Annotated in this window: 19 protein-coding genes, 1 pseudogene and 2 riboswitches; of the genes and pseudogenes, 12 read left to right on the top strand and 8 right to left on the bottom strand. The window is 69.7% G+C overall.

Features of this window, described 5'->3' with window-relative positions; genetic code table 11:
• Nucleotides 1–299: 299 nt before the first annotated feature.
• The 8 genes from WS61_RS35280 to WS61_RS21500 all read left to right on the top strand — a co-directional run bounded on the left by WS61_RS35280 (nucleotide 300) and on the right by WS61_RS21500 (nucleotide 10,139).
• Nucleotides 300–602, top strand: a complete 303-nt coding sequence (locus WS61_RS35280) for a hypothetical protein (protein ID WP_179949694.1) — start codon at nucleotides 300–302, stop codon at nucleotides 600–602.
• A gap of 63 nt (nucleotides 603–665) precedes the next feature.
• Nucleotides 666–1,718, top strand: a complete 1,053-nt coding sequence (locus WS61_RS21530) for an oxidoreductase (protein WP_059503233.1) — start codon at nucleotides 666–668, stop codon at nucleotides 1,716–1,718.
• A 271-nt stretch (nucleotides 1,719–1,989) separates the two neighbouring features.
• Entirely contained in the window at nucleotides 1,990–2,352 is a 363-nt protein-coding gene (locus tag WS61_RS21525; protein WP_059503231.1) for a hypothetical protein, read from the top strand.
• A gap of 113 nt (nucleotides 2,353–2,465) precedes the next feature.
• Nucleotides 2,466–2,568, top strand: a riboswitch (glycine riboswitch).
• A gap of 33 nt (nucleotides 2,569–2,601) precedes the next feature.
• Nucleotides 2,602–2,735, top strand: a riboswitch (glycine riboswitch).
• A gap of 83 nt (nucleotides 2,736–2,818) precedes the next feature.
• Nucleotides 2,819–3,937 (top strand): glycine cleavage system aminomethyltransferase GcvT, encoded by a 1,119-nt coding sequence (gene gcvT, locus WS61_RS21520; RefSeq protein WP_059503229.1) that lies wholly within the window; start codon nucleotides 2,819–2,821, stop codon nucleotides 3,935–3,937.
• Nucleotides 3,938–4,061: 124 nt separating this feature from the next.
• Entirely contained in the window at nucleotides 4,062–4,442 is a 381-nt protein-coding gene (gene gcvH, locus WS61_RS21515; RefSeq protein ID WP_059503227.1) for a glycine cleavage system protein GcvH, read from the top strand.
• Between the two features lie 57 nt (nucleotides 4,443–4,499).
• On the top strand, nucleotides 4,500–7,427 hold the full coding sequence (gcvP, locus tag WS61_RS21510) for an aminomethyl-transferring glycine dehydrogenase (protein ID WP_059503225.1): 2,928 nt from the start codon (nucleotides 4,500–4,502) through the stop codon (nucleotides 7,425–7,427).
• A 150-nt stretch (nucleotides 7,428–7,577) separates the two neighbouring features.
• Nucleotides 7,578–8,720 carry an alginate lyase family protein gene (locus tag WS61_RS21505; protein ID WP_059503400.1) on the top strand — a complete coding sequence of 381 codons (1,143 nt, stop codon included), beginning with the start codon at nucleotides 7,578–7,580 and terminating at the stop codon, nucleotides 8,718–8,720.
• 30 nt (nucleotides 8,721–8,750) lie between these two features.
• The gene (locus tag WS61_RS21500) at nucleotides 8,751–10,139 is read left to right on the top strand and encodes an L-serine ammonia-lyase (RefSeq protein ID WP_059503223.1); all 1,389 of its coding nucleotides are present in this window, start codon (nucleotides 8,751–8,753) and stop codon (nucleotides 10,137–10,139) included.
• 66 nt (nucleotides 10,140–10,205) lie between these two features.
• Here the strand turns inward: WS61_RS21500 and WS61_RS21495 are convergent, their stop codons facing one another.
• Complete coding sequence (locus WS61_RS21495) at nucleotides 10,206–10,607, bottom strand: type II toxin-antitoxin system VapC family toxin (protein ID WP_059503220.1); 402 nt, start codon at nucleotides 10,605–10,607, stop codon at nucleotides 10,206–10,208.
• On the bottom strand, nucleotides 10,607–10,843 hold the full coding sequence (gene vapB / locus WS61_RS21490; RefSeq protein ID WP_059503218.1) for a type II toxin-antitoxin system VapB family antitoxin: 237 nt from the start codon (nucleotides 10,841–10,843) through the stop codon (nucleotides 10,607–10,609). Before vapB ends, WS61_RS21495 begins: the two co-directional genes overlap by 1 nt.
• 383 nt (nucleotides 10,844–11,226) lie before the next feature.
• Between vapB and WS61_RS21485 the strand changes: the two genes are divergently transcribed.
• Both WS61_RS21485 and WS61_RS21480 read left to right on the top strand, forming a co-directional pair.
• Nucleotides 11,227–12,930: a thiamine pyrophosphate-binding protein gene (locus WS61_RS21485; protein WP_059503215.1), complete on the top strand. Its 1,704-nt coding sequence runs from the start codon at nucleotides 11,227–11,229 to the stop codon at nucleotides 12,928–12,930.
• 8 nt (nucleotides 12,931–12,938) lie between these two features.
• Complete coding sequence (locus WS61_RS21480; RefSeq protein WP_373557129.1) at nucleotides 12,939–14,021, top strand: glycosyltransferase family 9 protein; 1,083 nt, start codon at nucleotides 12,939–12,941, stop codon at nucleotides 14,019–14,021.
• A 109-nt stretch (nucleotides 14,022–14,130) separates the two neighbouring features.
• On the opposite strand, the gene WS61_RS21475 is transcribed toward WS61_RS21480, so the two are convergent.
• The 3 genes from WS61_RS21475 to WS61_RS21465 form a co-directional block, all read right to left on the bottom strand.
• Entirely contained in the window at nucleotides 14,131–15,147 is a 1,017-nt protein-coding gene (locus WS61_RS21475; protein ID WP_059503211.1) for a helix-turn-helix domain-containing protein, read from the bottom strand.
• 246 nt (nucleotides 15,148–15,393) lie between these two features.
• Nucleotides 15,394–15,939: a hypothetical protein gene (locus WS61_RS21470; protein WP_059503398.1), complete on the bottom strand. Its 546-nt coding sequence runs from the start codon at nucleotides 15,937–15,939 to the stop codon at nucleotides 15,394–15,396.
• 176 nt (nucleotides 15,940–16,115) lie between these two features.
• A complete protein-coding gene (locus WS61_RS21465; RefSeq protein WP_059503208.1) occupies nucleotides 16,116–17,642 on the bottom strand; it encodes an aldehyde dehydrogenase family protein in 1,527 nt (508 codons plus the stop codon).
• A gap of 189 nt (nucleotides 17,643–17,831) precedes the next feature.
• Here WS61_RS21465 and WS61_RS21460 point away from each other — a divergent pair.
• Nucleotides 17,832–18,390: pseudogene (locus tag WS61_RS21460) on the top strand (pyridoxamine 5'-phosphate oxidase family protein).
• Between the two features lie 317 nt (nucleotides 18,391–18,707).
• Here WS61_RS21460 and WS61_RS21455 read toward each other — a convergent pair.
• Nucleotides 18,708–20,321 carry an MFS transporter gene (locus WS61_RS21455; protein WP_059503207.1) on the bottom strand — a complete coding sequence of 538 codons (1,614 nt, stop codon included), beginning with the start codon at nucleotides 20,319–20,321 and terminating at the stop codon, nucleotides 18,708–18,710.
• 155 nt (nucleotides 20,322–20,476) lie between these two features.
• Here WS61_RS21455 and WS61_RS21450 point away from each other — a divergent pair, with 155 nt between their 5' ends.
• Nucleotides 20,477–21,361 carry a LysR family transcriptional regulator gene (locus WS61_RS21450; RefSeq protein ID WP_059503204.1) on the top strand — a complete coding sequence of 295 codons (885 nt, stop codon included), beginning with the start codon at nucleotides 20,477–20,479 and terminating at the stop codon, nucleotides 21,359–21,361.
• On the opposite strand, the gene eutC is transcribed toward WS61_RS21450, so the two are convergent.
• Both eutC and WS61_RS21440 read right to left on the bottom strand, forming a co-directional pair.
• On the bottom strand, nucleotides 21,354–22,151 hold the full coding sequence (eutC, locus tag WS61_RS21445) for an ethanolamine ammonia-lyase subunit EutC (protein WP_059503203.1): 798 nt from the start codon (nucleotides 22,149–22,151) through the stop codon (nucleotides 21,354–21,356). The two genes, WS61_RS21450 and eutC, sit on opposite strands and share 8 nt — an antisense overlap.
• Nucleotides 22,148–23,545: an ethanolamine ammonia-lyase subunit EutB gene (locus WS61_RS21440; protein WP_059503200.1), complete on the bottom strand. Its 1,398-nt coding sequence runs from the start codon at nucleotides 23,543–23,545 to the stop codon at nucleotides 22,148–22,150. Before WS61_RS21440 ends, eutC begins: the two co-directional genes overlap by 4 nt.
• Nucleotides 23,546–23,647 lie beyond the last annotated feature (102 nt).

Here is a 23,647-nt window from a genome sequence, read left to right as displayed (position 1 = left end):
TGGTGTTGCTGGTTGACGGCGGAACGCCGGGGAGGATGCCGTGCGCGGCAGGCTGGCGAAGCTAGCGGACACGCGGGCAGGACGCGCATGTTAACACGTCGGCGGCGTGTATTTCGGGTGCGCCGCAGGGCAGGGGCCGGCAGGCTTGCCGGGCGGGCACCCACTGTCCGTTCGCCGTGGTCGCGCCTGTCCGTTCGGCCAATCCGGCCCCGTCCGCGCTGCGATCGGACACAATACGCACTCCCCGGCGCCACCCGCCGGCCCGCTTCAATTCACCTGAGCGTCACCGGATCGATCTCATGGAATACCTGCTCGCCGCCGCCAGCGTCGGCCCGCTGCTGTCCGTGCGAGGGCGTTACATGCGCCGGCGCCGCGTCGCGCCGCGGCAGCCGGAGGCGGCCAGCCCGCGCGACGGCGTAGCCGGCGACGGCCCACTCCGGGGCAGGCTGGCCGCCCCGGCTCGCCGCGCACCGCGCGCCGGGCGGTCACGCCGTACGGCGCCCAATCCGCGCAAAATGCCGGCACTTCTTGTGCAAACGCCGCATCGCTTCGCGCGTTTCGCCCGGCGCGTCTGTGCAAGCGGCGGCGCCATGCCAAAATAGCCGGTCGTCTTCGTGCCGTTTCGGCGCGCCATCCTTTAATTTCCTTCGCAGCCAGGAATTGCCATGTCGTCATTGCTCAGGATTGGTTTGATGGGTTTCGGTTTCGCCGGCGCGACGTTCCACGCGCCCGTGATCGCCACGAGCGGCCGCACTGAAGTCGCCGCGATCGCGACGAGTCAGTCCGATCGCGCGCACGCCGCCTACCCGGGGGCGCGCATCGTCCCCGACCTCGACACGCTGCTCGGCCTCGACGACATCGAATGCGTAGTGATCGCCACGCCGAACGACACGCACTTCACGCTCGCGCGCCAGGTGCTCGAAGCCGGCCGCCACGTGGTCGTCGACAAGCCGGTCACGCTCACCGCCGACGAGGCGCTCGCGCTCGCGCGGCTCGCGAACGCACGCAGCCGGCTGTTCGCGCCGTTCCACAACCGCCGCTGGGATGGCGATTTCCTCACCGTGCGCCGGATCGTCGATTCGGGCGAGCTCGGCCGCATCACCTGCTTCGCGTCGCACTTCGACCGCTTCCGGCCGACGCCGCGCACGCGCTGGCGCGAGGAGCCGGCCCGCGGCGGCGGCCTGCTGCTCGACCTCGGCCCGCACCTGATCGATCAGGCGCTCGCGCTGTTCGGCACGCCGGACACCGTGAGCGCCACCGTCAAGACGCGCCGCGACAACGGCACGGCGCCCGATTTCGTGCACCTGCTGCTCGGCTATCCGGACAAGGACGTCGCGCTGCATGCGAGCGCGCTGTCGGCGATCGAGCCCGCGCGCTTCACGCTGCACGGCACACGCGGCAGCTACCAGAAGTTCGGGCTCGACACGCAGGAAGACCAGCTCAAGGCGGGCCTCACCGCCGACGACGTCGAATTCGGCGGCGGCAATCCGCCCGGCCTGCTGCGCGTGCTCGACGGCGACGTCGAGGTCGAACGTCCGGTGCCGACGCTCGACGGCCAGTACGCGGAGTTCTACCGCGCGCTCGCCGCATCGATTCGCGACGGCGCGCCGTTCCCCGTCACCGCGCAGGACGCGGTCGACGTGATGACGATCATCGAGCTCGCCGCGCAGAGCGAGCACGACGGCCGCCGGCTGCCGTTCGTGCGCCGTATCGTCTGATCGTTGCCGGCCGGGTCGGCGCCGCCGCGGCCGGCATCCCGCGCCACGCGCCACGCACCGTAGCGTCTGCCGCCCACGGCCCCGTCGGCTCGGTGGCTCGATGGCTCGATGGCTCGATGGCTCGGTGGCTCGGTGGCTCGGTGGCTCGGTGGCTCGGTGGCATGGCGTCTCAACATTCCGTTACAAATGGTGCGGGAACGAAAGTCAGCGGTCGCCCGGTCTGACGCGTTTCTCGAAAATCGATCCGACACCCATCCGTCAGGAGAATTTGATGCAACGGTTGATTCGCGCAGCGGCATGCTGCGTCCTGGTTTCCTCGCTCGCGGCCTGCATCGTGCAGCCGCAGCGGCCGGCCCGGCAGGCGCCTCCGCCCCGACCGAATCCGCAGGTCGTCACGAACGACCGCATGCAGGAGGTCCAGGGCCGGATCGACAACCTGCACCGGCGGATCGACGCGCGCGTGAACGGCGGCTACTACCCGCCGCCGTATGGCGCGCAGTTGCACCACCGCCTCGACGTGATCCGCCAGGAAGCGAGCGACATGGCGGCCCAGCACAACGGCGGCCTGTCCGGCGACGAACAGCGGGTGCTGAACCAGGAACTCGACACGGCCGCACGCGCGATCGGCGAGTAACACGCCGGCACCTGCCGGAGCGAATGACGCGGCGGCGCCCAGGGCCGCCGCTTGTCGCGAAGCGACATTCTTTTGCCCAAATTGACAATGCCCACCCGCTCGCGTACAGTCGCCCGCACGCGTCGGGAGAGCGTGCGACCGGGTGTTCCGACACCGGTTGCGCCGCCGAAGGGGCACACCCGCAAACTCTCAGGCAAAAGGACCGACCGCGTCGGGGAACCGCGTCCGCGCACTGCGCGCGCAATACGTTCCCCGCACTCTGGAGAGCGGCAGTAGCCCGCAGCACATTGGCTGCGCGGGCAAGCTGCCCACCGAAGGGGCGCGCGCTCGCCGGGCTTGGCCCGCAGCGCAATCTCTCAGGTATCGAGGACAGAGGGGCATGTACCGGATTGCTCGAGGCCATCGGCCGCGGCGGTCGGCACATGGCCGTTCTGATCCGCGCGCAAGCGCCTTGCCTGAGGCCTCGATGACTGCACTGAATCACACCCCGCTCAACGCCGCGCACCGCGCGCTCAATGCCCGCATGGTCGACTTCGGCGGCTGGGACATGCCCGTCAACTACGGCTCGCAGATCGAAGAACACGCGGCCGTGCGCACCGACGCCGGCATGTTCGACGTGTCGCACATGTGCGTCGTCGATTTCACCGGCAGCCGTGTGCGCGCGTTCTTCGAGCATGCGATCGCGAACCACGTCGGCAAGCTCAAGACGCCCGGCAAGGCGCTCTACTCGTGCCTGCTCAACCCGCAGGGCGGCGTCATCGACGATCTGATCGTCTATTACTTCACCGAAGAATTCTTCCGCGTGGTCGTCAACGCCGGCACCGCCGAGAAAGACATCGCGTGGTTCAACCAGCTGAACGAGCAAGGCGGCTACGGCCTGACGATCGCACCGCGCCGCGATTTCGCGATCGTCGCCGTCCAGGGTCCGAACGCCCGCGAGAAGGTCTGGGCGACGGTGCCGTCCGTACGCGCGGCCACCAGTGAGCTCAAGCCGTTCAACGCCGCGCAGGTCGCCGGCACGCCGTTCGGCGATCTCACCGTCGCGCGCACCGGCTACACCGGCGAAGACGGCTTCGAAGTGATCGTCCCGGCCGTGCACGTCGTAGCGCTGTGGAATGCGCTGCAGCAAAACGGCGTGCGCCCGTGCGGGCTCGGCGCGCGCGACACGCTGCGCCTCGAGGCCGGCATGAACCTGTACGGCCAGGACATGGACGACACCGTCTCCCCGCTCGACGCGGGCCTCGCCTGGACGGTCGACCTCAGCGCGCCGCGCGACTTCGTCGGCCGCGCCGCACTGGAAGCCAACGGCACGCGCGCCGCGTTCGTCGGCCTGATCCTGCAGAAGGAAAACGGCAAGGCGGGCGGCGTGCTGCGCGCGCACCAGAAGGTCGTCACGCCGCACGGCGAAGGCGAGATCACGAGCGGCACGTTTTCGCCGTCGATGCAGGAATCGATCGCGTTCGCGCGCGTGCCGGCGGCCGTGCAGATCGGCGACACCGTCCAGGTGCAAATTCGAGACAAGAATCTTCCCGCGCGCGTGGTAAAACTGCCGTTCGTGCGCAACGGCAAGGTCCTCGCTGCGTAACGACCGAGAAGCGGCCGGGGCCGCCTCCCGGCAAGCCGGGAGATGGCGCCCGGCGCAACCCCATCCGGCGCACCATGGCGGCGCGCCAGCAGAACGAACACACCTTTTTATCCAGGAGCATCCGATGAGCAACGTCCCGGCCGATCTGAAGTACACCGACGAACACGAGTGGATCCGCACCGAAGCCGACGGCACGCTGACGGTCGGCATCACCGATCACGCGCAGAGCACGCTCGGCGACATCGTCTTCCTCGAGCTGCCCGAAGTCGGCAAGTCGGTGACGGCGGGCGACGCCGTCGGCGTCGTCGAATCGGTGAAGGCGGCATCCGACATCTACTCGCCGGTGTCCGGCGAAATCGTCGAAGTCAATGGCGCGATCGTCGACGCGCCGGATCAGGTCAACAGCGACGCGTACGCAAGCTGGCTCTTCAAGATCAAGCTCGCGGACGGCGCATCGACCGACAAGCTGATCGATGCCGAAGCGTACGGCAAGCTGATCGACTAATTTCCCTTACCCGAACCGCGCGCGGCCGGTCGGCCCGCGCGGGACCAGAGTCACGCCATGAAGCTCGAACACCCGGACCGCCTGATGAACCGCACGCCCCTCTCGCTCGCCGCGCTCGAAACGCACGACGCGTTCGCCGAACGCCACATCGGCCCCGACGCCGCCAGCCAGCAGGCCATGCTCGACACGCTCGGCTTCGCGTCGCGCGCCGCCCTGATCGACGCCGTGATCCCGGCGTCGATCCGTCGCGCCGAAACGCTGCCGCTCGGGCCTTTCGCGCAGCCGAAGAGCGAGGCCGAAGCCCTCGCCGCGCTGCGTGCGCTCGCGGACAAGAACCAGGTGTTCCGCTCGTATATCGGCCAGGGCTATCACGACACGCACACGCCGGCCGTGATCCTGCGCAACGTGCTCGAAAACCCGGCGTGGTACACGGCCTACACGCCGTACCAGCCCGAAATTTCCCAGGGCCGCCTCGAAGCGCTCCTGAACTTCCAGCAGATGGTGGCCGACCTCACGGGTCTCGCGATCTCGAATGCATCGCTGCTGGATGAAGCCACCGCCGCGGCCGAAGCGATGACGCTGCTGCAGCGCACCGGCAAGCCGACGTCGAACGTGTTCTACGTGGCCGACGACGTGCTGCCGCAGACGCTCGAAGTGATCCGCACGCGCGCGCTGCCGGTCGGCATCGAGGTCAAGACGGGCCCGGCCGCCGACGCGGCGCAGGCAAACGCGTTCGGCGTGCTGCTGCAGTACCCGGGCGTGAACGGCGACGTGCGCGACTACCGCGCGCTCACCGAAGCGATCCATGCGGCCGGCGGCCACGTGGTCGTCGCGGCCGACCTGCTCGCGCTCACCGTGCTGACGCCGCCCGGCGAATGGGGCGCGGACGTCGCGATCGGCAACACGCAGCGCTTCGGCGTGCCGATGGGCTTCGGCGGCCCGCACGCCGCGTATCTCGCGGTGCGCGACGAATTCAAGCGTCAGATGCCGGGCCGCCTCGTCGGCGTGACCGTCGACGCACAGGGCAAGCCCGCGCTGCGCCTCGCGCTGCAGACGCGCGAACAGCACATCCGCCGCGAGAAGGCCACGTCGAACGTGTGTACCGCGCAAGCGCTGCTCGCGATCATGGCGAGCATGTACGCGGTCTACCACGGCCCGCACGGCCTGAAGACGATCGCACTGCGCGTGAACCGCATCGCGGCGCTGTTGGCCGCCGGCGTGAAGCAGCTCGGCTTCGCGACCGTCAACGATACGTTCTTCGACACGCTGACGATCGACACCGGCGCACGCACCGCGCAGGTCCACGAATTCGCGAAGGGCAAGCGCATCAACCTGCGCCGCGTGAGCGACACGCAAGTCGGCGTGTCGGTCGACGAAACGACGACGCGCGACGACCTCGCCGATCTGCTCGACGTGTTCGCGCAGGCCGCGGGCGGCACCGCACCGGCCGTCGATGCGCTGGATGCAGGTCTCGCCGGCGTCGCCGCGCTGCCGGCCGGCCTCGAGCGCACGAGCGCGTACCTGACGCACCACGTGTTCAACCGCCACCATTCCGAAACCGAAATGCTGCGCTACCTGCGCAGCCTGTCGGACAAGGATCTCGCGCTCGACCGCTCGATGATCCCGCTCGGCTCGTGCACGATGAAGCTGAACGCGACGTCGGAAATGCTGCCCGTCACGTGGCCCGAGTTCGGCCGGATCCACCCGTTCGCGCCGGCCGAGCAGACCGTCGGCTACCGCGAGATGATCGACCAGCTCGAACAGATGCTCGTCGCGGCCACCGGCTACGCGGCCGTGTCGCTGCAACCGAACGCGGGCTCGCAGGGCGAGTACGCGGGCCTGCTGATCATCCACGCGTACCACGCATCGCGCGGCGAAGGCCATCGCGACGTGTGCCTGATCCCGGCATCCGCGCACGGCACGAACCCGGCGTCCGCGCACATGGCCGGCATGAAGGTCGTGGTCGTCGCGTGCGACGCACAGGGCAACGTCGACATCGCCGACCTGAAGGCGAAGGCCGAGCAGCACTCGAAGAACCTGGCGGCGATCATGATCACGTATCCGTCGACGCACGGCGTGTTCGAGCAGAACGTCCGCGAGATCTGCGAGATCGTCCACGCGCACGGCGGCCAGGTGTACGTCGACGGCGCGAACATGAACGCGATGGTCGGCCTGACCGCGCCGGGCCAGTTCGGCGGCGACGTGTCGCACCTGAACCTGCACAAGACCTTCTGCATCCCGCACGGCGGCGGCGGCCCGGGCGTCGGCCCGGTCGCGGTCGGCGCGCACCTCGCGAAGTTCCTGCCGAACCAGCGCTCGACCGGCTACGCACGCAGCGAAGACGGCATCGGCGCGGTGTCGGCCGCGCCGTACGGCTCGGCGTCGATCCTGCCGATCTCGTGGATGTACATCGCGATGATGGGCGCGAAGAACCTGACCGCCGCGACCGAAACCGCGATCCTCAACGCGAACTACATCGCGAAGCGCCTCGCGCCGCACTACCCGGTGCTGTATTCGGGCCCGGGCGGGCTGGTCGCGCACGAGTGCATTCTCGACCTGCGGCCGATCAAGGAATCGAGCGGCATCAGCGTCGACGACGTCGCGAAGCGCCTGATGGACTACGGCTTCCACGCGCCGACGATGAGCTTCCCGGTGCCGGGCACGCTGATGGTCGAGCCGACCGAATCGGAATCGCAGGAAGAACTCGACCGCTTCATCGCCGCGATGATCGCGATCCGCGAGGAAATCCGCGCGGTCGAGGAAGGCCGCGCCGATCGCGAGGACAACCCGCTGCGTCACGCGCCGCACACGGCCGCCGTCGTCACCGCGAACGAATGGCCGCACGCGTACTCGCGCGAGCAGGCCGCGTACCCGGTCGCATCGCTCGGCACGAACAAGTACTGGCCGCCGGTCGGCCGCGCGGACAACGCGTACGGCGACCGCAACCTGTTCTGCTCGTGCGTGCCGGTGTCGGACTACGCATAACGCGCGTCACGCCCGGAGCCGGCCAACGGTGACCGCACCGCACGCAACCCCGGTTGCGTGCGGTTTTTGCGTTCGTCGGGCCGACCGGTTCACGTTCATCCGCCAATCCGGCTAACATCACACGCGATCCAGCCAATGAAGGAGTTCCGCATGGTGCGTCCGATGTTTCCGGGCCATGGTGCAACAGAGCGGCGGCCGCGCACGCGCACAGGCCGTTCCGTGCCGATGCTCGTCGCGTCGCTGTCGCTGGCCGCCGCCGGCCTCGGCATGTCCGGCCGTGCGCACGCGGCGATGAATTTCTGCGCGGCGCCGGCGCTGCAGGCGAGCGAGACGACGCAGGCCGAGCCCGGCGTGCAGGCGCTGATCCGCAGCGTCGACGCGCGCATCGGCGAGCAGCCGAAGGCGATGGCGCGCGTGCACACCGAAGGCACGCTGCCGCACGAAGGCATCTACGACCAGAGTGCCGCCGCGCTCAAGGACATGGACCTGATGCGCGATGCGGCGCTCGCGTGGCGCGTGACGAACGCGCCGCGCTACCTGCAACTCGTCGACCGCTTCCTGTCCGCATGGGTCTCGACCTATCAGCCGAGCTTCAACCCGATCGACGAGACGCGCTTCGACAGCCTGATCGTCGCGTACGACATGACCGCGAGCGCGCTGCCGGTGAAGACGCGCAACGCGGCGGCCACCTTCATCGCGAAGCTCGGCGCCGGCTATGTTGCGCAGGTCGACGCGCAGAAGCGCCCGCTCACCGGCACCTGGCGCAACAACTGGCAGAGCCACCGGATCAAGCTGATCGCGCTGTCCGCGTTCACGCTCGGCGACCGCAAGATGATGAACGCCGCGCAGCGGCTGTTCGTCGAGCATCTCGCCGACAACATCGGCCCGGACGGCAAGACCTGGGATTTCGAGGAACGCGATGCGCTGCATTACGCGGTCTACGATTTGCAGCCGCTGGTGACGGCCGCGCTCGCCGCGCGCCGCTTCAACCGCAACTGGCTGCGCGAGCGCGGCGCGAACGGCGCGACGCTCGCGGCCGCGCTCGACTGGCTCGTGCCGTATGCGCTCGGCGAGAAAACGCATGAGGAATTCGTGAATTCGCCGGTGCCGTTCGACGCGAAGCGCCGCGAGGCCGGCCTGCCGGGTTACACGGGGCAGTGGGACCCGAAAAACGCCACCGAACTCTTTCATCTGGCCGCGCGGCTCGACGGGCGCTATGCCCGCGTCGCGCAGCAGCTTTCCCCAACGCCGCCCGCATGGCTCGCCGCGTGCCTGCCATTGCAGGCGCGCTAGCTTCATTCTTATCGCAAGGCAGGTATCGAAATGGCAGTCAGCGTGTTTGACCTCTTCAAGATCGGCATCGGTCCGTCCAGTTCGCACACGGTCGGACCGATGCGCGCGGCGCTGATGTTCGTCCAGGGCCTCGAGCGCGACGGGCTGCTCGACGCGACGGCCCACGTGAAGGTCGAGCTGTACGGCTCGCTCGGCGCCACCGGCAAGGGTCACGGCACCGACCGCGGCGTGATGCTCGGCCTGCTCGGCGACGCGCCCGACACGGTGGATCCCGACACGATCGACGCGCGGCTGGAAGACATCCGCAAAACGAAGCAGCTCGCGCTGCTCGGCACGCATCCGGTGCCGTTCGTGCTGAAGGAGAACATCGCGTTCTACCGCCAGGCGCTGCCCGAACATCCGAACGGGATGAAGCTGCGCGCGAGCGACGCGAACGGCGCGGTGCTGGTCGAGCGCACTTACCTGTCGGTCGGCGGCGGCTTCGTCGTGACGGCCGGCGCGCCGAACACCAAGGTACTGAGCGCGGCCGAGCAGATGACGCACCCGTTTCGCACCGGCGCGGAGCTGCTCGCGCTGACCGCATCGACCGGCAAGTCGATCGCGCAGCTGATGTGGGAAAACGAGCGCGCATGGCACACCGAGGAAGAAACGCGCGACGGACTGCTGAAGATCTGGGCCGTGATGCAGTCGTGCGTGTCGCGCGGCTGCGGGATCGGCAATCCCGATGCCGACGGCAACCTGCCCGGCCCGTTCCAGGTCAAGCGCCGCGCGCCGCAGCTGTACCGCACGCTGACGGGCAGCCCGGAGCGCGCGCTGCAGGACCCGCTGTCGATGATCGACTGGATCAACCTGTACGCGATCGCGGTCAACGAGGAAAACGCGGCCGGCGGCCGCGTCGTCACCGCGCCGACCAACGGCGCGGCCGGCATCATCCCGGCCGTGCTGCATTACTACACGCGTTTCACGCCCGGCGCGAACGAACAGGGCGTGATCGACTTCCTGCTGACGGCCGCCGCGATCGGCATCCTGTACAAGCTCAACGCGTCGATCTCGGGCGCGGAAGTCGGTTGCCAGGGCGAAGTCGGCGTCGCGTGCTCGATGGCCGCCGGCGCGCTCGCGGCCGTGCTCGGCGGCACGCCGCAGCAGGTCGAGAACGCGGCCGAGATCGGGATGGAACACAACCTGGGCCTGACCTGCGACCCGGTGGGCGGGATGGTGCAGATCCCGTGCATCGAGCGCAACGCGATGGCGTCGGTGAAGGCCGTCAACGCGGCGCGCATGGCGCTGCGCGGCGACGGCTCGCACTACGTGTCGCTCGACTCGGTGATCAAGACGATGCGCGAGACGGGCGCCGACATGAAGACGAAGTACAAGGAAACGTCGCGCGGCGGCCTGGCGGTGAATATCGTCGAATGCTGATGCCGGACCCGGCGGCGACGCGGGATGGACCGATGTCCCGCATTGCCGCCGGCATGGCGCCCGGCGCTAGTCGTTCAGCCAGTTCTCCAGCCGCAATCCCGGATAGCTGACGAAATCCCGCTCGTTGTTGGTGACGAGGACGACATCGAGCGACACCGCATGCGCGGCGATCAGTTTGTCGAGGTGATCCTTCTTCCGCTCGCGGGTGGCCTCGCGGACCGGGCCATACGCTTGCGCGGCCGCGGCGTCGAAAGGCGCGACGGGAATATCCTCGATCAATGCGGCGAGATTGCGGCGCTCCCGGGCCGGGCTCGCACATGCGCTCACGCCGTACTCGAGTTCCGCATAGGTGATCGCCGACATGACGACGTCGCCCGTGTAGCACTGCGCGAATCGTTTCGCGACCTGCTCCGGCTGATTCTTCATCAGATAGATGCACATGTTGGTGTCGAGCATGAAGCGCGGCATCACAAACCCTCGCGTTCGGCCTGCTCCTGATCGCCACGCCCTTCGGCCATGAAGTCCGGCCCGAATTTCGCGAATTTCTCCAGTACCTGCGTCAGCGGCCGCCGCATCGGCCGAATCCGGATTTCATCACCGACGCGCTCGATTTCCAGTTCGATATCGCTGCGCTCGTAGGCGAGGTCCGCCGGAATCCGCACGGCCTGCGAGTTGCCGTTCCGGAATACCCTCGTGGTATGCATGTCGATCTCCGCATGGATGTACGTTGTATGTACATTATACGATGCGGTCTTAGATGTAAATCCATGTGTGTACATAACAGGTCTTCCGTTGACTGCCGAGCCGGCCACGCGGGCGACGCGCACCGCGCCGGCTTCGACCGGCTCCGTCAGCGTCTTTTGATCGATCGCCTGCTTTCCGCGTCGAGGCAAGCGCCTGGGTCGCCCGTAAGCGCTTACTTTTCACCGTCGCGCAAGCAGGCACAAGCCGGCCGTTCGGCCAGCCGAAGCCGACGCGCATTCCCCGACCCCGCCCAGCGTTCCGACACTTTTCAGCGGCCGGCGTACCGGCGCCCGGCCAACCGGCGTAAGCTGTACGTCCCGCTACCCAAGGGAGACGGCTGCCCATGTCGCATTCCAAGGATCTCGAGCCGCGCGCCACCACCGGTGCGCGACTGCTCGTCGATGCGTTGCTCGCCAATCACGTCGAACGCGTGTTCTGCGTGCCGGGCGAGAGCTTCCTCGCCGTGCTCGATGTGCTGGCGGACGACACCGCCCGCATCCAGACGGTCGTCTGCCGCCACGAGGCGGCGGCCGCGAACATGGCCGAAGCGGTCGGCAAGCTGACCGGCCGCCCCGGCATCGCGTTCGTCACGCGCGGGCCGGGCGCGACGCATGCGTCGATCGGCGTGCACACCGCGTTCCAGGATTCGACGCCGATGATCCTGTTCGTCGGTCAGTGCGCACGCGAGCACCTCGACCGCGAAGCCTTCCAGGAAATCGACTACCGCCGGATGTTCGGCCAGATGGCGAAATGGGTCGCGCAGATCGACGACCCGCGCCGCATCCCCGAATACCTGAGCCATGCGTTTCACGTCGCGACGTCCGGCCGGCCCGGCCCGGTCGTGCTCGCGTTGCCGGAGGACGTGCTGTCCGACGCATGCGCCCCGCAGCCCGTCGTGCCGGCCGCGAAACGCATCGCGGCGGCGCCGTCCGCCGCGCAGATCGACGAGCTGCGCGAACGGCTTGCGCGCGCGGAACGGCCGTTCGCGATCGTCGGCGGCAGCGGCTGGACGCCGGACGCCTGCGCGAACCTGCGCACCTTCGTCGAACGCTGGCAATTGCCGGTCGCGTGCGCGTTCCGCTTCCAGGACACGATCGACAACGCACACCCGAACTACGCGGGCGACGTCGGGCTCGGGATCAACCCCGCGCTCGCGAAACGCATCCGCGACGCAGACCTGCTGCTCGTGATCGGGCCGCGCCTCGGCGAAGCGACGACCGGCGGCTACACGCTGCTCGACATCCCGAAGACGCGCCAGACGCTGATCCACGTGCATCAGGGCGCGGACGAACTCGGGCGCGTGTACGCCGCCGACCTGCCGATCGTGTCCGGCATGCCCGAGATCGCCGCGCCGCTGGCCGCGCTCGAACCGCCCGCGCGGCCCGCGTGGGTCGGCGCGGCCGCCGACGCGCACCGCGCGTACCGCGAATGGCATGCGCCGCTGCCGATGCCCGGCGACGTGCAACTCGGCGACGTGATGGTGCAGTTGCGCGAGCGCCTGCCGCACGACGCGATCCTGACCAACGGCGCGGGCAACTATGCGATCTGGCTGCATCGCCACTTCGCGTACCGGCACTTCCGTTCGCAGCTCGCGCCGACGAGCGGCGCGATGGGCTACGGGCTGCCGGCCGCGCTCGCCGCGAAGTCGCTGTATCCGCAGCGCGCCGTCGTCGCGCTCGCCGGCGACGGCTGCTTCATGATGGCCGGCAACGAGCTCGCGACCGCGATGCAATACGGGCTGAACATCGTGGCGATCGTCGTCAATAACGGTCATTTCGGCACGATCCGCATGCATCAGGAGCGCAACTACCCGGGGCGCGTGCACGGCACGGGACTCACGAACCCGGATTTCGCCGCGTATGCACGTGCGTTCGGCGCGCATGGCGAGACGGTCGAGCGCACCGCCGATTTCGCGCCCGCGCTCGAGCGCGCGCTGACCTGCGGGCTGCCCGCGGTGATCGAGATTCGCATCCCGCAGGACGCCAGCACGCCGGCCGCGACGCTCGAGCAGATTCGCGAGCAGGGCCGCCGCGCACGCGGCGCATGACGATGGACATGCGCACCACGCCGCCCGCTGCCGCGCTGTCGCCCGACGACGCGCTGGCCTGCCCCGGCACGCTGCTCGCGCCCGACGGCATGCTCGTCGCGCCGTACGACCTCGAGCATGGCGACGCGCGCGCCGAAGGCTACGTGCCGGCCGCGCCGGCGCTCGGCCTGCTGCACGCCGCCCACCGGCCGTTTCGCCTCGATTACGGCGAGGCACGGCACGTGCACGTGATCAACGGGATGGGCGTCACGCTCGGCGATTCGGTGATCGGGCTGACGGCCCTCGCCGCGCTGCGTGCGGCCCATGCGGACCTGCGCTTCACGCTGTACCGGCCGGCGCGCGCGCCGCGCTATGTCGAAGCGCTGTACGCGCTCGCGGCAGACGTCGTCGCGCCGTCACGCACGCTGCCGTGCGCCGCCGACGCGCTGCCCGCCGGCGCGCACTGCATCGACGTCGGCAATCACCTGTACTGGCCCGCATTCGCGCGGCTGCCCATGATCGATTTCTTCCTCGACGCGCTCGGCGTCGATCCGGCCGCCGTGCCGGCCGCCGCGAAGCGCAACCGCTGGCTCGCGCGGCTGCCGCTGCCCGCGCTGCCGGCCGCGTGGCAGCGGCCGTACGTGCTGTTCTGCCCGAATGCGAGCACCGCGGTGCGCAGCGTGCCGCCCGCGCTGTGCGTCGCGTTCGTGGAACGGCTCGCGCAGCGTTACGGGTTGCCGGTGGTCGGCTTCGGCCCGCTCGCGCATCCCGCTTACGTGGACGTGAGCCGCGACGCGACCGACACCGCACGCTTCATCGCCTGGATCAAGGGCGCGAGCCTGCTGTTCGCGCCGGACACGGCGGCCGTGCATCTCGCCGACGGTTTCGACGTGCCGACGCTCGCGTGCTTCACGACGATCGGGCCGGCATGGCGCGTGCGCGACTATCCGCACTGCGTGCCGGTCACGCTCGACGTGCCGGCCGAATTGCACGGGCTGCATCGCAGCGAGCGGCCGGACGATCTGGCGGCGGTCGAAGCCGCTTACCGCGCAATCGACTGGGACGCGCTGGCGTGGCCCGCGCCGCGCGACGCGGCGACGACGGCCATCTGAGCGAAGCCGGCGCGGCGGCGAGCGGAACGACCGAATCGGCAGCACGCGCCCGGCGCCAGCCCCCGCCGCGCGCGCCGCACCGGCCGCCCGGCTCACCGGGCCGAGCATCTCACGCGCGATCGCGCAGCGTCTCCGACGGTCGCTTGCCGAACAGGCGCCTGTAATCGGTCGCGAACTGGCTGAGATGCCAGAAGCCCCATGCCTCCGCGACATCCTGCACCGAGCCGGCCGCGCGCCCGCACAGGTCGCGCCGCGCGCCGTTCAGCCGCAGCGTGCGCAGGTAGGTCGCGGGCGCCATCCCGAGTACGTCCTGGAAGCAGTACTGCAGCGTGCGCCGGCTCACGTGCAACTGCTCGCACAGCTCGGGTACGCCGACCGGGCGCGTGCGGTGCGCGAGCACGTAGTCGCGCGCCTGGTCGACGAGCCAGCGGCGCGTCGACGGCGCACTGCCGCTGCCGTCGTCGGCCGGCTGCGCGCACGCGTCGAACAGCGCGGCCAGCACTTCGGCCTGCAGGTCGTCGCGCTGCGCATCGGGCAGCGGGCCGGCCATCGCCACCGCACCGTCGAGCCGGCGGCCGAGCAGCGCGCACAGGCGCGCGAGCCGCGCGTCGCCGACCTGCATCACCCGCTGCGAGAACAGCCGCTCGTCGAGCGCGCGACGCTCCACTTCCTCCGCATAGCGGCGCAGCACGTCACCGCGCACGACGACGCCGTAGATCGAGAACTGCGCGGGCGTCACGAGTTCGAATTCGACGTTGCCGGGCCGGAACGCGAGTGCGCCGGGGCCGATGCGGCACGCATCGACGCGCGCCGAGCCGTCGCACACGAGCGGGATGCCGAACCAGTACGCGTCGCCGCGCACTTCGCACGCCTGGCGAAGCAGGTGGCTGGTCGATTCGCGAAACAGCTTCATCGTGTCGAGCGGCAGCTCGGTCAGCGTGCCGACGAAGCGGCCGGCCGCGAGCTGGTCGTAGGTCTGCCGCCAGCCGATCAGGTTGCGCGCCTGCTCGTCCGCATCGTGCGCGACGCTGACGACGGCCTGCCCGGCGAACGCGTCGTCGCCCTGCGCACTGCGCCGCGTGTCTTCGGCGGTCGGTTCTTCCGTACCCGCCACGTGTTGATCCATCGTGTCCTCCCTCACCTGCGCGGAACCCTGCGTATCACGCAAGTCCCGTGCCGAACCGCACGGCCCGGCGCGCGCCCGCCATTCCACGCTGTCCGGCCGATGCGCGCCATGCGGGCGCACCCGAAGGCGGCATGTCGCGCACGCCGCCGGTGCGATCCGCGCGGCGACCGCGCATGCGCGCCGCCGCCCGCGCATGGATGCCGACGCCAGGATGCCGACGCCCGGACGCCCGCGCCCGGATGCCGGCTACCGGGCCGGCTTCAGCCGCACGACCCGCGTGCCGCAATTGCCGTATGCCTGCGCGATCGCCAGTTCGACGATCGCGCTGCCCGCCGCCCACGGCGCCGCGTCCGCTTCCGGCAAATCGGCGCGCAGCGTGGCGCGACCGTTGATCCGGTAGCGCAGGCCGCGCACGAAATCGACGAACAGCAACCCAACCCCGCTGCCGTCGCAGGCGGCCGCGTCGATCCAGCCGCCGCCATCATGCGCGGCGGGCAACGCGAACCGCAGCGTCTTCGTATCGATCACGCGCACCACCGGCAGCAGATCGCCGTTCGCGTCGCGCCGGCTCTGCACGATGTCGCAGATCATCGACGCACCCGCGCCGGACGCCGTGCCGACGAACATGAACGGTTGCGATTCGACGAACTGCCGTACGCCGATGCTCAGCCGCGTGGTCACGGCGTCGCTCATTCGCTCGGCTTCGTCGGCGACGCCGAAGCGGTGTTGCGCGTCGAGTTCGCCCGGATGGAATACCGGGTGACGCGGAAAGGATCGGGGTGGTTCTGCCATGCCGGGAGTCGTCACATGCGTCGGTGCACCGTGCCGTCGCGCATGCGCGACGGCCGGCAGCGTGGCCGGCGCCGGCCGCCGAAAACGCAACCGACGCCGACTGTCGAACAGGGAAATCGAACCGGGCGACGCGCCGGGCCCAACCGGCCCCCGGCACGCCGCCGCGGCAGCGGCGATCAGAAGAACCCGAGCGCCTCGGCCTGGTAGCTGACCAGCAGGCACTTCGTCTGCTGATAGTTCGACAGCGCCATCTTGTGCGTCTCGCGGCCGATCCCCGACTGCTTGTAGCCGCCGAACGCCGCATGCGCGGGGTACAGGTGGTAGCAGTTGGTCCACACGCGGCCGGCCTCGACCTCGCGGCCCATCCGGTACGCACGCGTGCCGTTGCGCGTCCACACGCCGGCGCCGAGCCCGTAGAACGTGTCGTTCGCGAGTTCGATCGCTTCCTGCTCGTCCTTGAACGTCATCACCGACGCGACCGGCCCGAAGATCTCTTCCTGGAACACGCGCATCTTGTTGTTGCCGAGCAGCATCGTCGGCTTCACGTAGTAGCCGGTGCCGAGTTCGGCGGCCGGCGCCGTGCGCTCGCCGCCGGTCAGGCATTGCGCGCCCTCGCCGCGGCCGATGTCGATGTACGACAGGATCTTGTCGAGCTGCTGCTGCGACGCCTGCGCGCCGATCATCGTCTGCAGGTCGAGCGGGTGGCCGGCCTTGATGCGCTCGACGCGCGCGACGGCCTTCTCGATGAAGCGTTCGTAGATCGATTCCTGGATCAGGATCCGCGACGGGCACGTGCACACTTCGCCCTGGTTCAGCGCGAACATCGCGAGCCCCTCGAGCGCCTTGTCGAGGAACGCGTCGTCCTGGTCGAGCACGTCGGCGAAGAAGATGTTCGGGCTCTTGCCGCCCAGTTCGACCGTCGACGGGATCAGGCTGTCGGCCGCCGCGCGCAGGATGTGCTTGCCGACCGGGGTCGAGCCCGTGAACGCGATCTTCGCGATCCGCTTGCTGGTCGCGAGCGCTTCGCCCGCTTCCTTGCCGAAGCCGTTCACGATGTTGATCGCGCCGGCCGGGAACAGGTCGCCGATCAGTTCCATCAGCACGAGCACCGATGCGGGCGTCTGCTCGGCCGGCTTCATCACGACGCAGCAGCCGGCCGCGAGCGCCGGCGCGAGCTTCCACGCGGCCATCAGCAGCGGGAAGTTCCACGGGATGATCTGGCCGACCACGCCGAGCGGCTCGTGGAAGTGGTACGCGACGGTGTTGTCGTCGATTTCGGAGATGCCGCCTTCCTGCGCGCGGATGCAGCCCGCGAAATAGCGGAAGTGATCGATCGCGAGCGGCAGGTCGGCCGCCATCGTCTCGCGCAGCGGCTTGCCGTTGTCGATCGTCTCGGCCACGGCCAGCAGCTTCAGGTTCTTTTCCATCCGGTCGGCGGCGGCGAGCAGCAGGTTCGCGCGCTCGGCGACCGACGTCTTGCCCCACTTGCGGCGCGCCGCATGCGCGGCGTCGAGCGCCAGCTCGATGTCGTCGGCGCCGGAGCGCGGCACGCGGCAGAACGGCTGGCCGTTGATCGGCGACACGTTCTCGAAATACTCGCCCTTCACGGGCGCCACCCACTTGCCGCCGATGTAGTTGTCGTATTGCTGCCGGTACGGGTATTCGACGTCGAGGCCCAGTTGCTTCAGGTCAAACGGGTTCATACATGTCTCCTGTTCATCGTGCTTGTGTGAGTACAGCGCCGGTTGGAATGCGCTGGTCCCGTTTACGCAACATGCGTGCCAAACGGAACGGGTGCACGTCGATCGCGGCCGGCGCGCGCTCGCTCCGTGCGGTGTTCACGCACGCAACACGGCAGGTGTACCGATTCTGAACACCGCGGTTGCGCAGCGATGGGGCCGGTGTTCGGAATTTCCACAGTGGATGGCGGTGCGTTGCCGCGAATGCGCGCCGCACCGCATGGCATGTCGCTTGCGTGCGGATCGCGGATCCCCACGCACGGCGCACACGCCGACCGACACCATGACCGATCGTGGCCCCCTGACCGACGACGCCATCGCATTCATCCGCGAGCAGGCTTTCCTGATCGTCGCGACCGCCGACACGGCCGGCAACGCCGACTGTTCTTACCGCGGCCGCCAGCCGCGCGCCGACGGCTCGTTCGCGCCGCTCGTCGATATCCCGGACCGCCGCACGCTGGTGCTGCCCGACTTCGCAGGCAACAACCTGCTCAACACGATCGGCAACCTGCTCGTGAATCCGGCCATCGCGCTGCTGTTCGTCGATTTCGTGCGTCAGACGACCTGGCTCGTGCAGGGCCGCGCGACGCTCGACGAGGATGCGCAACGGCACGCGCGCCTGTGGCCGGATGCGTTGCGCTATCTGGTGATCGACGTGGAGTGCGCGCAGGCGCGCGCGGATGCAACCCTGCCGCCGCTCGTGCTGGCGTGACGCGCGGCGGGTGATGCGCTGACCGACGGACCACGCGGGCACGGCGGCTGCGCCTACTGGAATGTCGAGGTGCCGAAGCGCCGATGACCCGAAGCGTCGAAGCGCCGACGTGCCGACGTGCCGACGTGCCGACGTGCCGACGTGCCGACGTGCCGACGTGCCGACGTGCCGACGTGCCGATGCGCCGATGGCCCGAAGCACTGAAGCACTGAAGCACTGAAGCACTGAAGCACCGAAGCGCCGAAGCGCCGAACCGCCGAACCGCCGAAGCACCGAAGTGCCGATGTGCCGATGTGCCGAAGCGCCACGATGCAACGTCACCGCCCGTGCGTCTGCGCACCGGCCGGTTCGACCCGGCTGCGTGCCGACGTATCGGCGTGCGCGCGGCCGTCCGCCTCGTCACCCGTTTCGTCGGCGGCCGGCCGTCCGCCGAGAAACCCGAACACCACCGCCGCGCACAGCACCGTGACGACGGCCAGCCCGTTCAGCAGCCGGTCGAACGCGTGCGCGTAGCTCGCGACCAACGCCGCACGGCCGACGGCCGGCAACGCGGCAGCCGCGCCCGCGAGATCGCCGGTCGCAAGCCGCGCGGCGGCCCGCAGCGTCGCGTCCGGCGTGCCGGCCGCTCCTGCCGCGTGCGCCAGCCCCCCGTGCGCGAGTGCGGCCAGCACCGCGCCGACGATCGCCAGCGCGATCCCCTCGCCGGCCACGCGCGTCGTGCTGAAAATGCCCGTCGCCATCCCCGCGCGCTCTTTCGGCACGACGCTCACCGACAGCCCGTCCATCAGCCCCCACGGCATGCCGGCGCCGACGCCGATCGCGAGCATCGGCGCGATCGCCGCCGGCCCCGCGCCGCCGCGCAGCGCGATGCCGAGCCATACGAGCCCGGCCGCCGCGACCAGCAGCCCGAGCCCCGAAATCACGCCGGCCGACAGCCAGCGCGTGAGCGTCGCCGCGCCGAGCGGCACCACCAGCATCGGCGCGGAGATCGCGAGCATCAGCCAGCCCGCGTCGATCTCGCTGAAGCCGTCGATGCCGATGAAGCGCAGCGGCAGCACGACGAGCAGCACGATGTAGCAGCAGCAGGTCGACACCGGCAGCACCTGCACGCCGACGAAGCGCGCGATGCGGAACAGCGACAGGTCCAGCATCGGCCGCGCGACGCGCGTCTCGATCGTCACGAATGCACACGCGCCGAGCGCCGCGCCGGCCAGCAGCGCGATCACGAGCGGGCTCGACCAGCCGCGCGCGGGCGCCTCGATCACGCCGAACGTGAACAGCGTCAGCGCGGCCGTGAACGCGGCCGTGCCGGGCCAATCGAGCCCCGTCGCGTGCGGATCGCGCGACTCGTGCATGCGCGGCAGCCCGAACGCGAGCGACAGCACGCCGGCCACCGCGCTCGTCACGAAGATCGCGCGCCAGCCGTAATGCCCGATCAGGCCGCCGGCGAGCACCGGCCCGAACGCGAGGCCGATCCCGAACGTCGTGCCGAGCAGGCTGAATGCACGCGTGCGCGCCGCGCCGTCGAACTCCTGCGCGAGCGCGGCCGTGCCGCCGGCCAGCGCCGCGGCCGCCGCGAGCCCTTGCGCGGCGCGCAGCAGATCGACCGCGAGCATCGACGGCGCGAACGCGAGCGCGACCGACATCAGCGTGAAACCGCCGACGCCGATCGCGAACAGCCGCTTGCGGCCGAACTGGTCGGCGAGCGCGCCCGACGCCATCAGGAAGCTGCCGAACGCGAGCATGAACGCGTTGGTGATCCAGTTCATCGCAACCGGGCTGCCGTGCAGGTCGCGGCCGATCGCCGGCGTCGCGACCGCGCCGCCCGAAAACGACAGCGGCAGCGCGACGGCGGCCATGCAGACGGCGGCCAGCACCCACGCGCGCCGGCGCGCCGCCAGCGCCGAATTGGCCGAAACAGGGTGATCCATCATCGCTCCTTCAAAAGCCGGCGCGGATGCGCCATCGGAGCGACAGAAGATAAATCCGATTCAATCTGCGAAAAACCACGCGAAGTTCCGCATATAACGGACTAAAATTCCGCAATTCACGTGGCCGCGTGCGTCGCCGCACGCCGTTCGATTCAATGGAAAACCTCACCGGCATCGTCGCATTCGTCCGCACCGCCGAAGCGCTGAGTTTCGTCGCGGCCGGCCGCGCGCTCGGCATCTCGGCGTCGGCGGTCGGCAAGACCATCGCGAAAATGGAGCAGTCGCTCGGCGTACGGCTGTTCAACCGCACGACGCGGCGCGTGACGCTCACCGACGAGGGGCGGCATTTCTACGAGCGCTGCCAGCGCATCCTCGAGGATTTCCGCGACGCGGAGGCGACCGTGACGGCGTCCGCGCAGCGCCCGCGCGGCAAGCTGCGCGTGAGCCTGCCGGTGATCGGCTACCGCTTCCTGCTGCCGGTGCTGCCCGAATTCCGGCAGCGCTATCCGGACGTCGAACTCGATCTCGATTTCAACGACCGGATGGTCGACGTCGTCGAAGGCGGTTTCGACGCGGCGATCCGCAGCGGCCCGCTGTCCGATTCGAGCCTGATGTCGCGACGGCTCGGCCCGTTCGCGTTCGTACTGTGCGCGACGCCCGCGTATCTCGCGCAGGCCGGCACGCCGCGCACGCCGCGCGACCTCGACGCGCACGACTGCGTGCGCTACTGCTTCCCGACCACCGGCAAGCTGCAGGACTGGGCGCTCGCGGCCGACGACGGCACGCCGCTCACGCTGCGCACCGCGATGACCTGCAACAACATGGAGGCGCTGCGCGGCGCCGTGCTCGCGGGGCTCGGCATCGGCTACATGCCCGACTTCCTCGCGCGCGACGCGCTCGAACACGGCGCGCTCGTCACCGTGCTCGACGACTATCGGATCGCGCCGGGGCAGTTCTCGATCGTGTGGCCGTCGAGCCGGCAGTTGTCGCCGAAGCTGCGCGTGTTCGTCGATTTCCTGTGCGAACGGCTGTTCAGGTAGTCGCGCCGATCCGCTCCGCTTCAGCCGGCGGCGGCAGCGCGTCGCTGTCGTCCTTCAGCCCGACGCCCGTCAGCCCGAGGCGGCGTGCATGCGTCATCAGGTAATGCAGCTTGTGCGCGGCGGCCGCGTGCGGCAGCCCTTCGGGCCGCACGTTCGAAATGCAGTTGCGCAGCGCGTCGTGACAGCCGACCTTCGGCGCCCACGTCAGGTACACGCCGAGGCTGTCCGGCGAGCTGAGCCCGGGCCGTTCGCCGATCAGCATCGCGACCACCTTCGCGCGCAGCAGCTCGCCGATCTCGTCGCCGAGCGCGACCCGCGCCTGCGTCGCGACCACCACCGGGCCGATCCGCCAGCCGTCCGCGTCGAGCCGCGGCCGCACGGCCTGCAACAGCGGCAGCGCCTGCTTCGCGGCCGCGAACGCCGACAGCCCGTCGCCGACCACGAACACGACATCGGGCGCATCGTCGAGCGCCGCCCCGTAGCCGGCCAGCAGCCCGCGGCTGTCGTCGGACAGCTTGCGGCCGAGATCGGGCCGGCGCAGGTAATGATCGCGGTCCGGCGCGGCGCTCTGCACGCCGAGCGTCGGCAGCAGGCCGGCCGCCTCGATCTCGCGCCGCAGCGCGTCCACGTCGAGCGGCTGGTGCACCGCGTCGCGCGCCTGCGCATGCGACAGGTTGAAAGCCAGCAGCGGCGCGGTCGGCAAGCTGTTGCCCGCGCGGCCGAGCGCGATCCGCGCGTTCGTGAACGACTTCAGCTGCGCCCACGGGTTCTTCTCGACGGCGTCGCTCATGCGGACACCCCCATCCAGTCGTTCGCGCCCGCGAGCAGCGGCACGCGTGCCGTCGCCGCGCGCAGCGTGCCGTGCGCGTCGGCGATCTCCATCGTCTCCAGCCATTCCTCGAACTCGGGCGCACGGCGCAGGCCGAGCACCTCGCGCACGTAGAGCTGGTCGTGGAACGACGTGCTCTGGTAGTTCAGCATCACGTCGTCCGCGCCCGGAATCCCCATGATGAAGTTGATGCCGGCCGCCCCCAGCAGCGTCAGCAGCGTATCCATGTCGTCCTGGTCGGCTTCCGCGTGGTTCGTGTAGCAGATGTCGCAGCCCATCGGCACGCCGAGCAGCTTGCCGCAGAAGTGATCCTCGAGCCCCGCGCGGATGATCTGCTTGCCGTCGTACAGGTATTCGGGCCCGATGAAGCCGACCACCGTGTTCACGAGGAACGGCTCGAACTTGCGCGCGACCGCATACGCCCGCACCTCGCAGGTCTGCTGGTCGACGCCGTGGTGCGCGTTCGCCGACAGCGCGCTGCCCTGGCCCGTCTCGAAGTACATCAGGTTGTCGCCGACGGTGCCGCGCCTGAGCGACAGCGCGGCCTCGCGCGCCTCGCCGAGCAGCGCGAGCGAGATCCCGAAGCTCGCGTTCGCCTTCTCGGTGCCCGCGATCGACTGGAACACGAGGTCGACCGGCGCGCCCTTCCCGATCGCCGCGATCGTGTTGGTCACGTGCGTGAGCACGCACGATTGGGTCGGCACGCCGTAGCGTTCGCGAAAACCGTCGATCATCGCGAGCAGCTTCACGATCGCCGCGAGGCTGTCGGTCGCGGGGTTGATGCCGATCATCGCGTCGCCGCAGCCGTACATCAGCCCGTCGAGCATCGATGCGGCGATGCCCTTCACGTCGTCGGTCGGGTGGTTCGGCTGCAGCCGCACCGACATCCGGCCGGCCAGCCCGACCGTGTTGCGAAAGCGCGTGACCACGCGACGCTTGCGCGCGGCCGCGATCAGGTCCTGGTTGCGCATCAGCTTCGACACGGCCGCGACCATCTCGGGCGTGAGGCCCGGCGCGATCCGTTCGAGCGCGGCGCCGTCGGCGGCGGGCGACAGCAGCCAGTTGCGGAAATCGCCGACGGTGAGATGCGAGATGTCCGCGAACGCCTGCGCGTCGTGATCGTCGATGATGAGGCGCGTGACCTCGTCGTCTTCATACGGGATCACGGCTTCGTTCAGGAACGCCTTGAGCGGCACGCCCGCGAGCGCGATCTTCGCGGCGACGCGCTCCTCCTCGCTCGCCGCCGCGACGCCCGCGAGCTGATCGCCGGAACGCAGCGGGCTCGCCTTCGCGAGCAGCGTCTTCAGGTCCGCGAAGCGGTACGTGCGCGGACCGATCGTCTCCGTATAGGACATCGTTCGAATCTCCTTGCCAAAAGCCGACGGCGCGCCCGTTCGACGGGGCGCGCCGGATGCCGTCAGGAACGGCCTTTCATGTTCGCCTGCACCGTCGTCACC

Source organism: Burkholderia sp. ABCPW 11, assembly GCF_001523445.1.
GTDB lineage: Bacteria > Pseudomonadota > Gammaproteobacteria > Burkholderiales > Burkholderiaceae > Burkholderia.
This window is presented reverse-complemented; position numbering and strand designations above follow the sequence as displayed.

What these genes read in the sequence shown, in the direction of transcription:
- gcvT (WP_059503229.1), top strand. Translation starts at nt 2,819, where the DNA reads ATGACTGCACTGAATCACACCCCGCTCAACGCCGCGCACCGCGCGCTC.
- vapB (WP_059503218.1), bottom strand. Translation starts at nt 10,843, where the DNA reads ATGCATACCACGAGGGTATTCCGGAACGGCAACTCGCAGGCCGTGCGG.
- WS61_RS21450 (WP_059503204.1), top strand. Translation starts at nt 20,477, where the DNA reads ATGGAAAACCTCACCGGCATCGTCGCATTCGTCCGCACCGCCGAAGCG.
- WS61_RS21495 (WP_059503220.1), bottom strand. Translation starts at nt 10,607, where the DNA reads ATGCCGCGCTTCATGCTCGACACCAACATGTGCATCTATCTGATGAAG.
- WS61_RS21530 (WP_059503233.1), top strand. Translation starts at nt 666, where the DNA reads ATGTCGTCATTGCTCAGGATTGGTTTGATGGGTTTCGGTTTCGCCGGC.
- gcvP (WP_059503225.1), top strand. Translation starts at nt 4,500, where the DNA reads ATGAAGCTCGAACACCCGGACCGCCTGATGAACCGCACGCCCCTCTCG.
- WS61_RS21525 (WP_059503231.1), top strand. Translation starts at nt 1,990, where the DNA reads ATGCAACGGTTGATTCGCGCAGCGGCATGCTGCGTCCTGGTTTCCTCG.
- WS61_RS21500 (WP_059503223.1), top strand. Translation starts at nt 8,751, where the DNA reads ATGGCAGTCAGCGTGTTTGACCTCTTCAAGATCGGCATCGGTCCGTCC.
- WS61_RS21475 (WP_059503211.1), bottom strand. Translation starts at nt 15,147, where the DNA reads ATGGATCAACACGTGGCGGGTACGGAAGAACCGACCGCCGAAGACACG.
- WS61_RS21465 (WP_059503208.1), bottom strand. Translation starts at nt 17,642, where the DNA reads ATGAACCCGTTTGACCTGAAGCAACTGGGCCTCGACGTCGAATACCCG.
- eutC (WP_059503203.1), bottom strand. Translation starts at nt 22,151, where the DNA reads ATGAGCGACGCCGTCGAGAAGAACCCGTGGGCGCAGCTGAAGTCGTTC.
- WS61_RS21485 (WP_059503215.1), top strand. Translation starts at nt 11,227, where the DNA reads ATGTCGCATTCCAAGGATCTCGAGCCGCGCGCCACCACCGGTGCGCGA.
- WS61_RS21480 (WP_373557129.1), top strand. Translation starts at nt 12,939, where the DNA reads ATGCGCACCACGCCGCCCGCTGCCGCGCTGTCGCCCGACGACGCGCTG.
- gcvH (WP_059503227.1), top strand. Translation starts at nt 4,062, where the DNA reads ATGAGCAACGTCCCGGCCGATCTGAAGTACACCGACGAACACGAGTGG.
- WS61_RS21505 (WP_059503400.1), top strand. Translation starts at nt 7,578, where the DNA reads ATGGTGCGTCCGATGTTTCCGGGCCATGGTGCAACAGAGCGGCGGCCG.
- WS61_RS21455 (WP_059503207.1), bottom strand. Translation starts at nt 20,321, where the DNA reads ATGGATCACCCTGTTTCGGCCAATTCGGCGCTGGCGGCGCGCCGGCGC.
- WS61_RS21440 (WP_059503200.1), bottom strand. Translation starts at nt 23,545, where the DNA reads ATGTCCTATACGGAGACGATCGGTCCGCGCACGTACCGCTTCGCGGAC.
- WS61_RS35280 (WP_179949694.1), top strand. Translation starts at nt 300, where the DNA reads ATGGAATACCTGCTCGCCGCCGCCAGCGTCGGCCCGCTGCTGTCCGTG.
- WS61_RS21470 (WP_059503398.1), bottom strand. Translation starts at nt 15,939, where the DNA reads ATGGCAGAACCACCCCGATCCTTTCCGCGTCACCCGGTATTCCATCCG.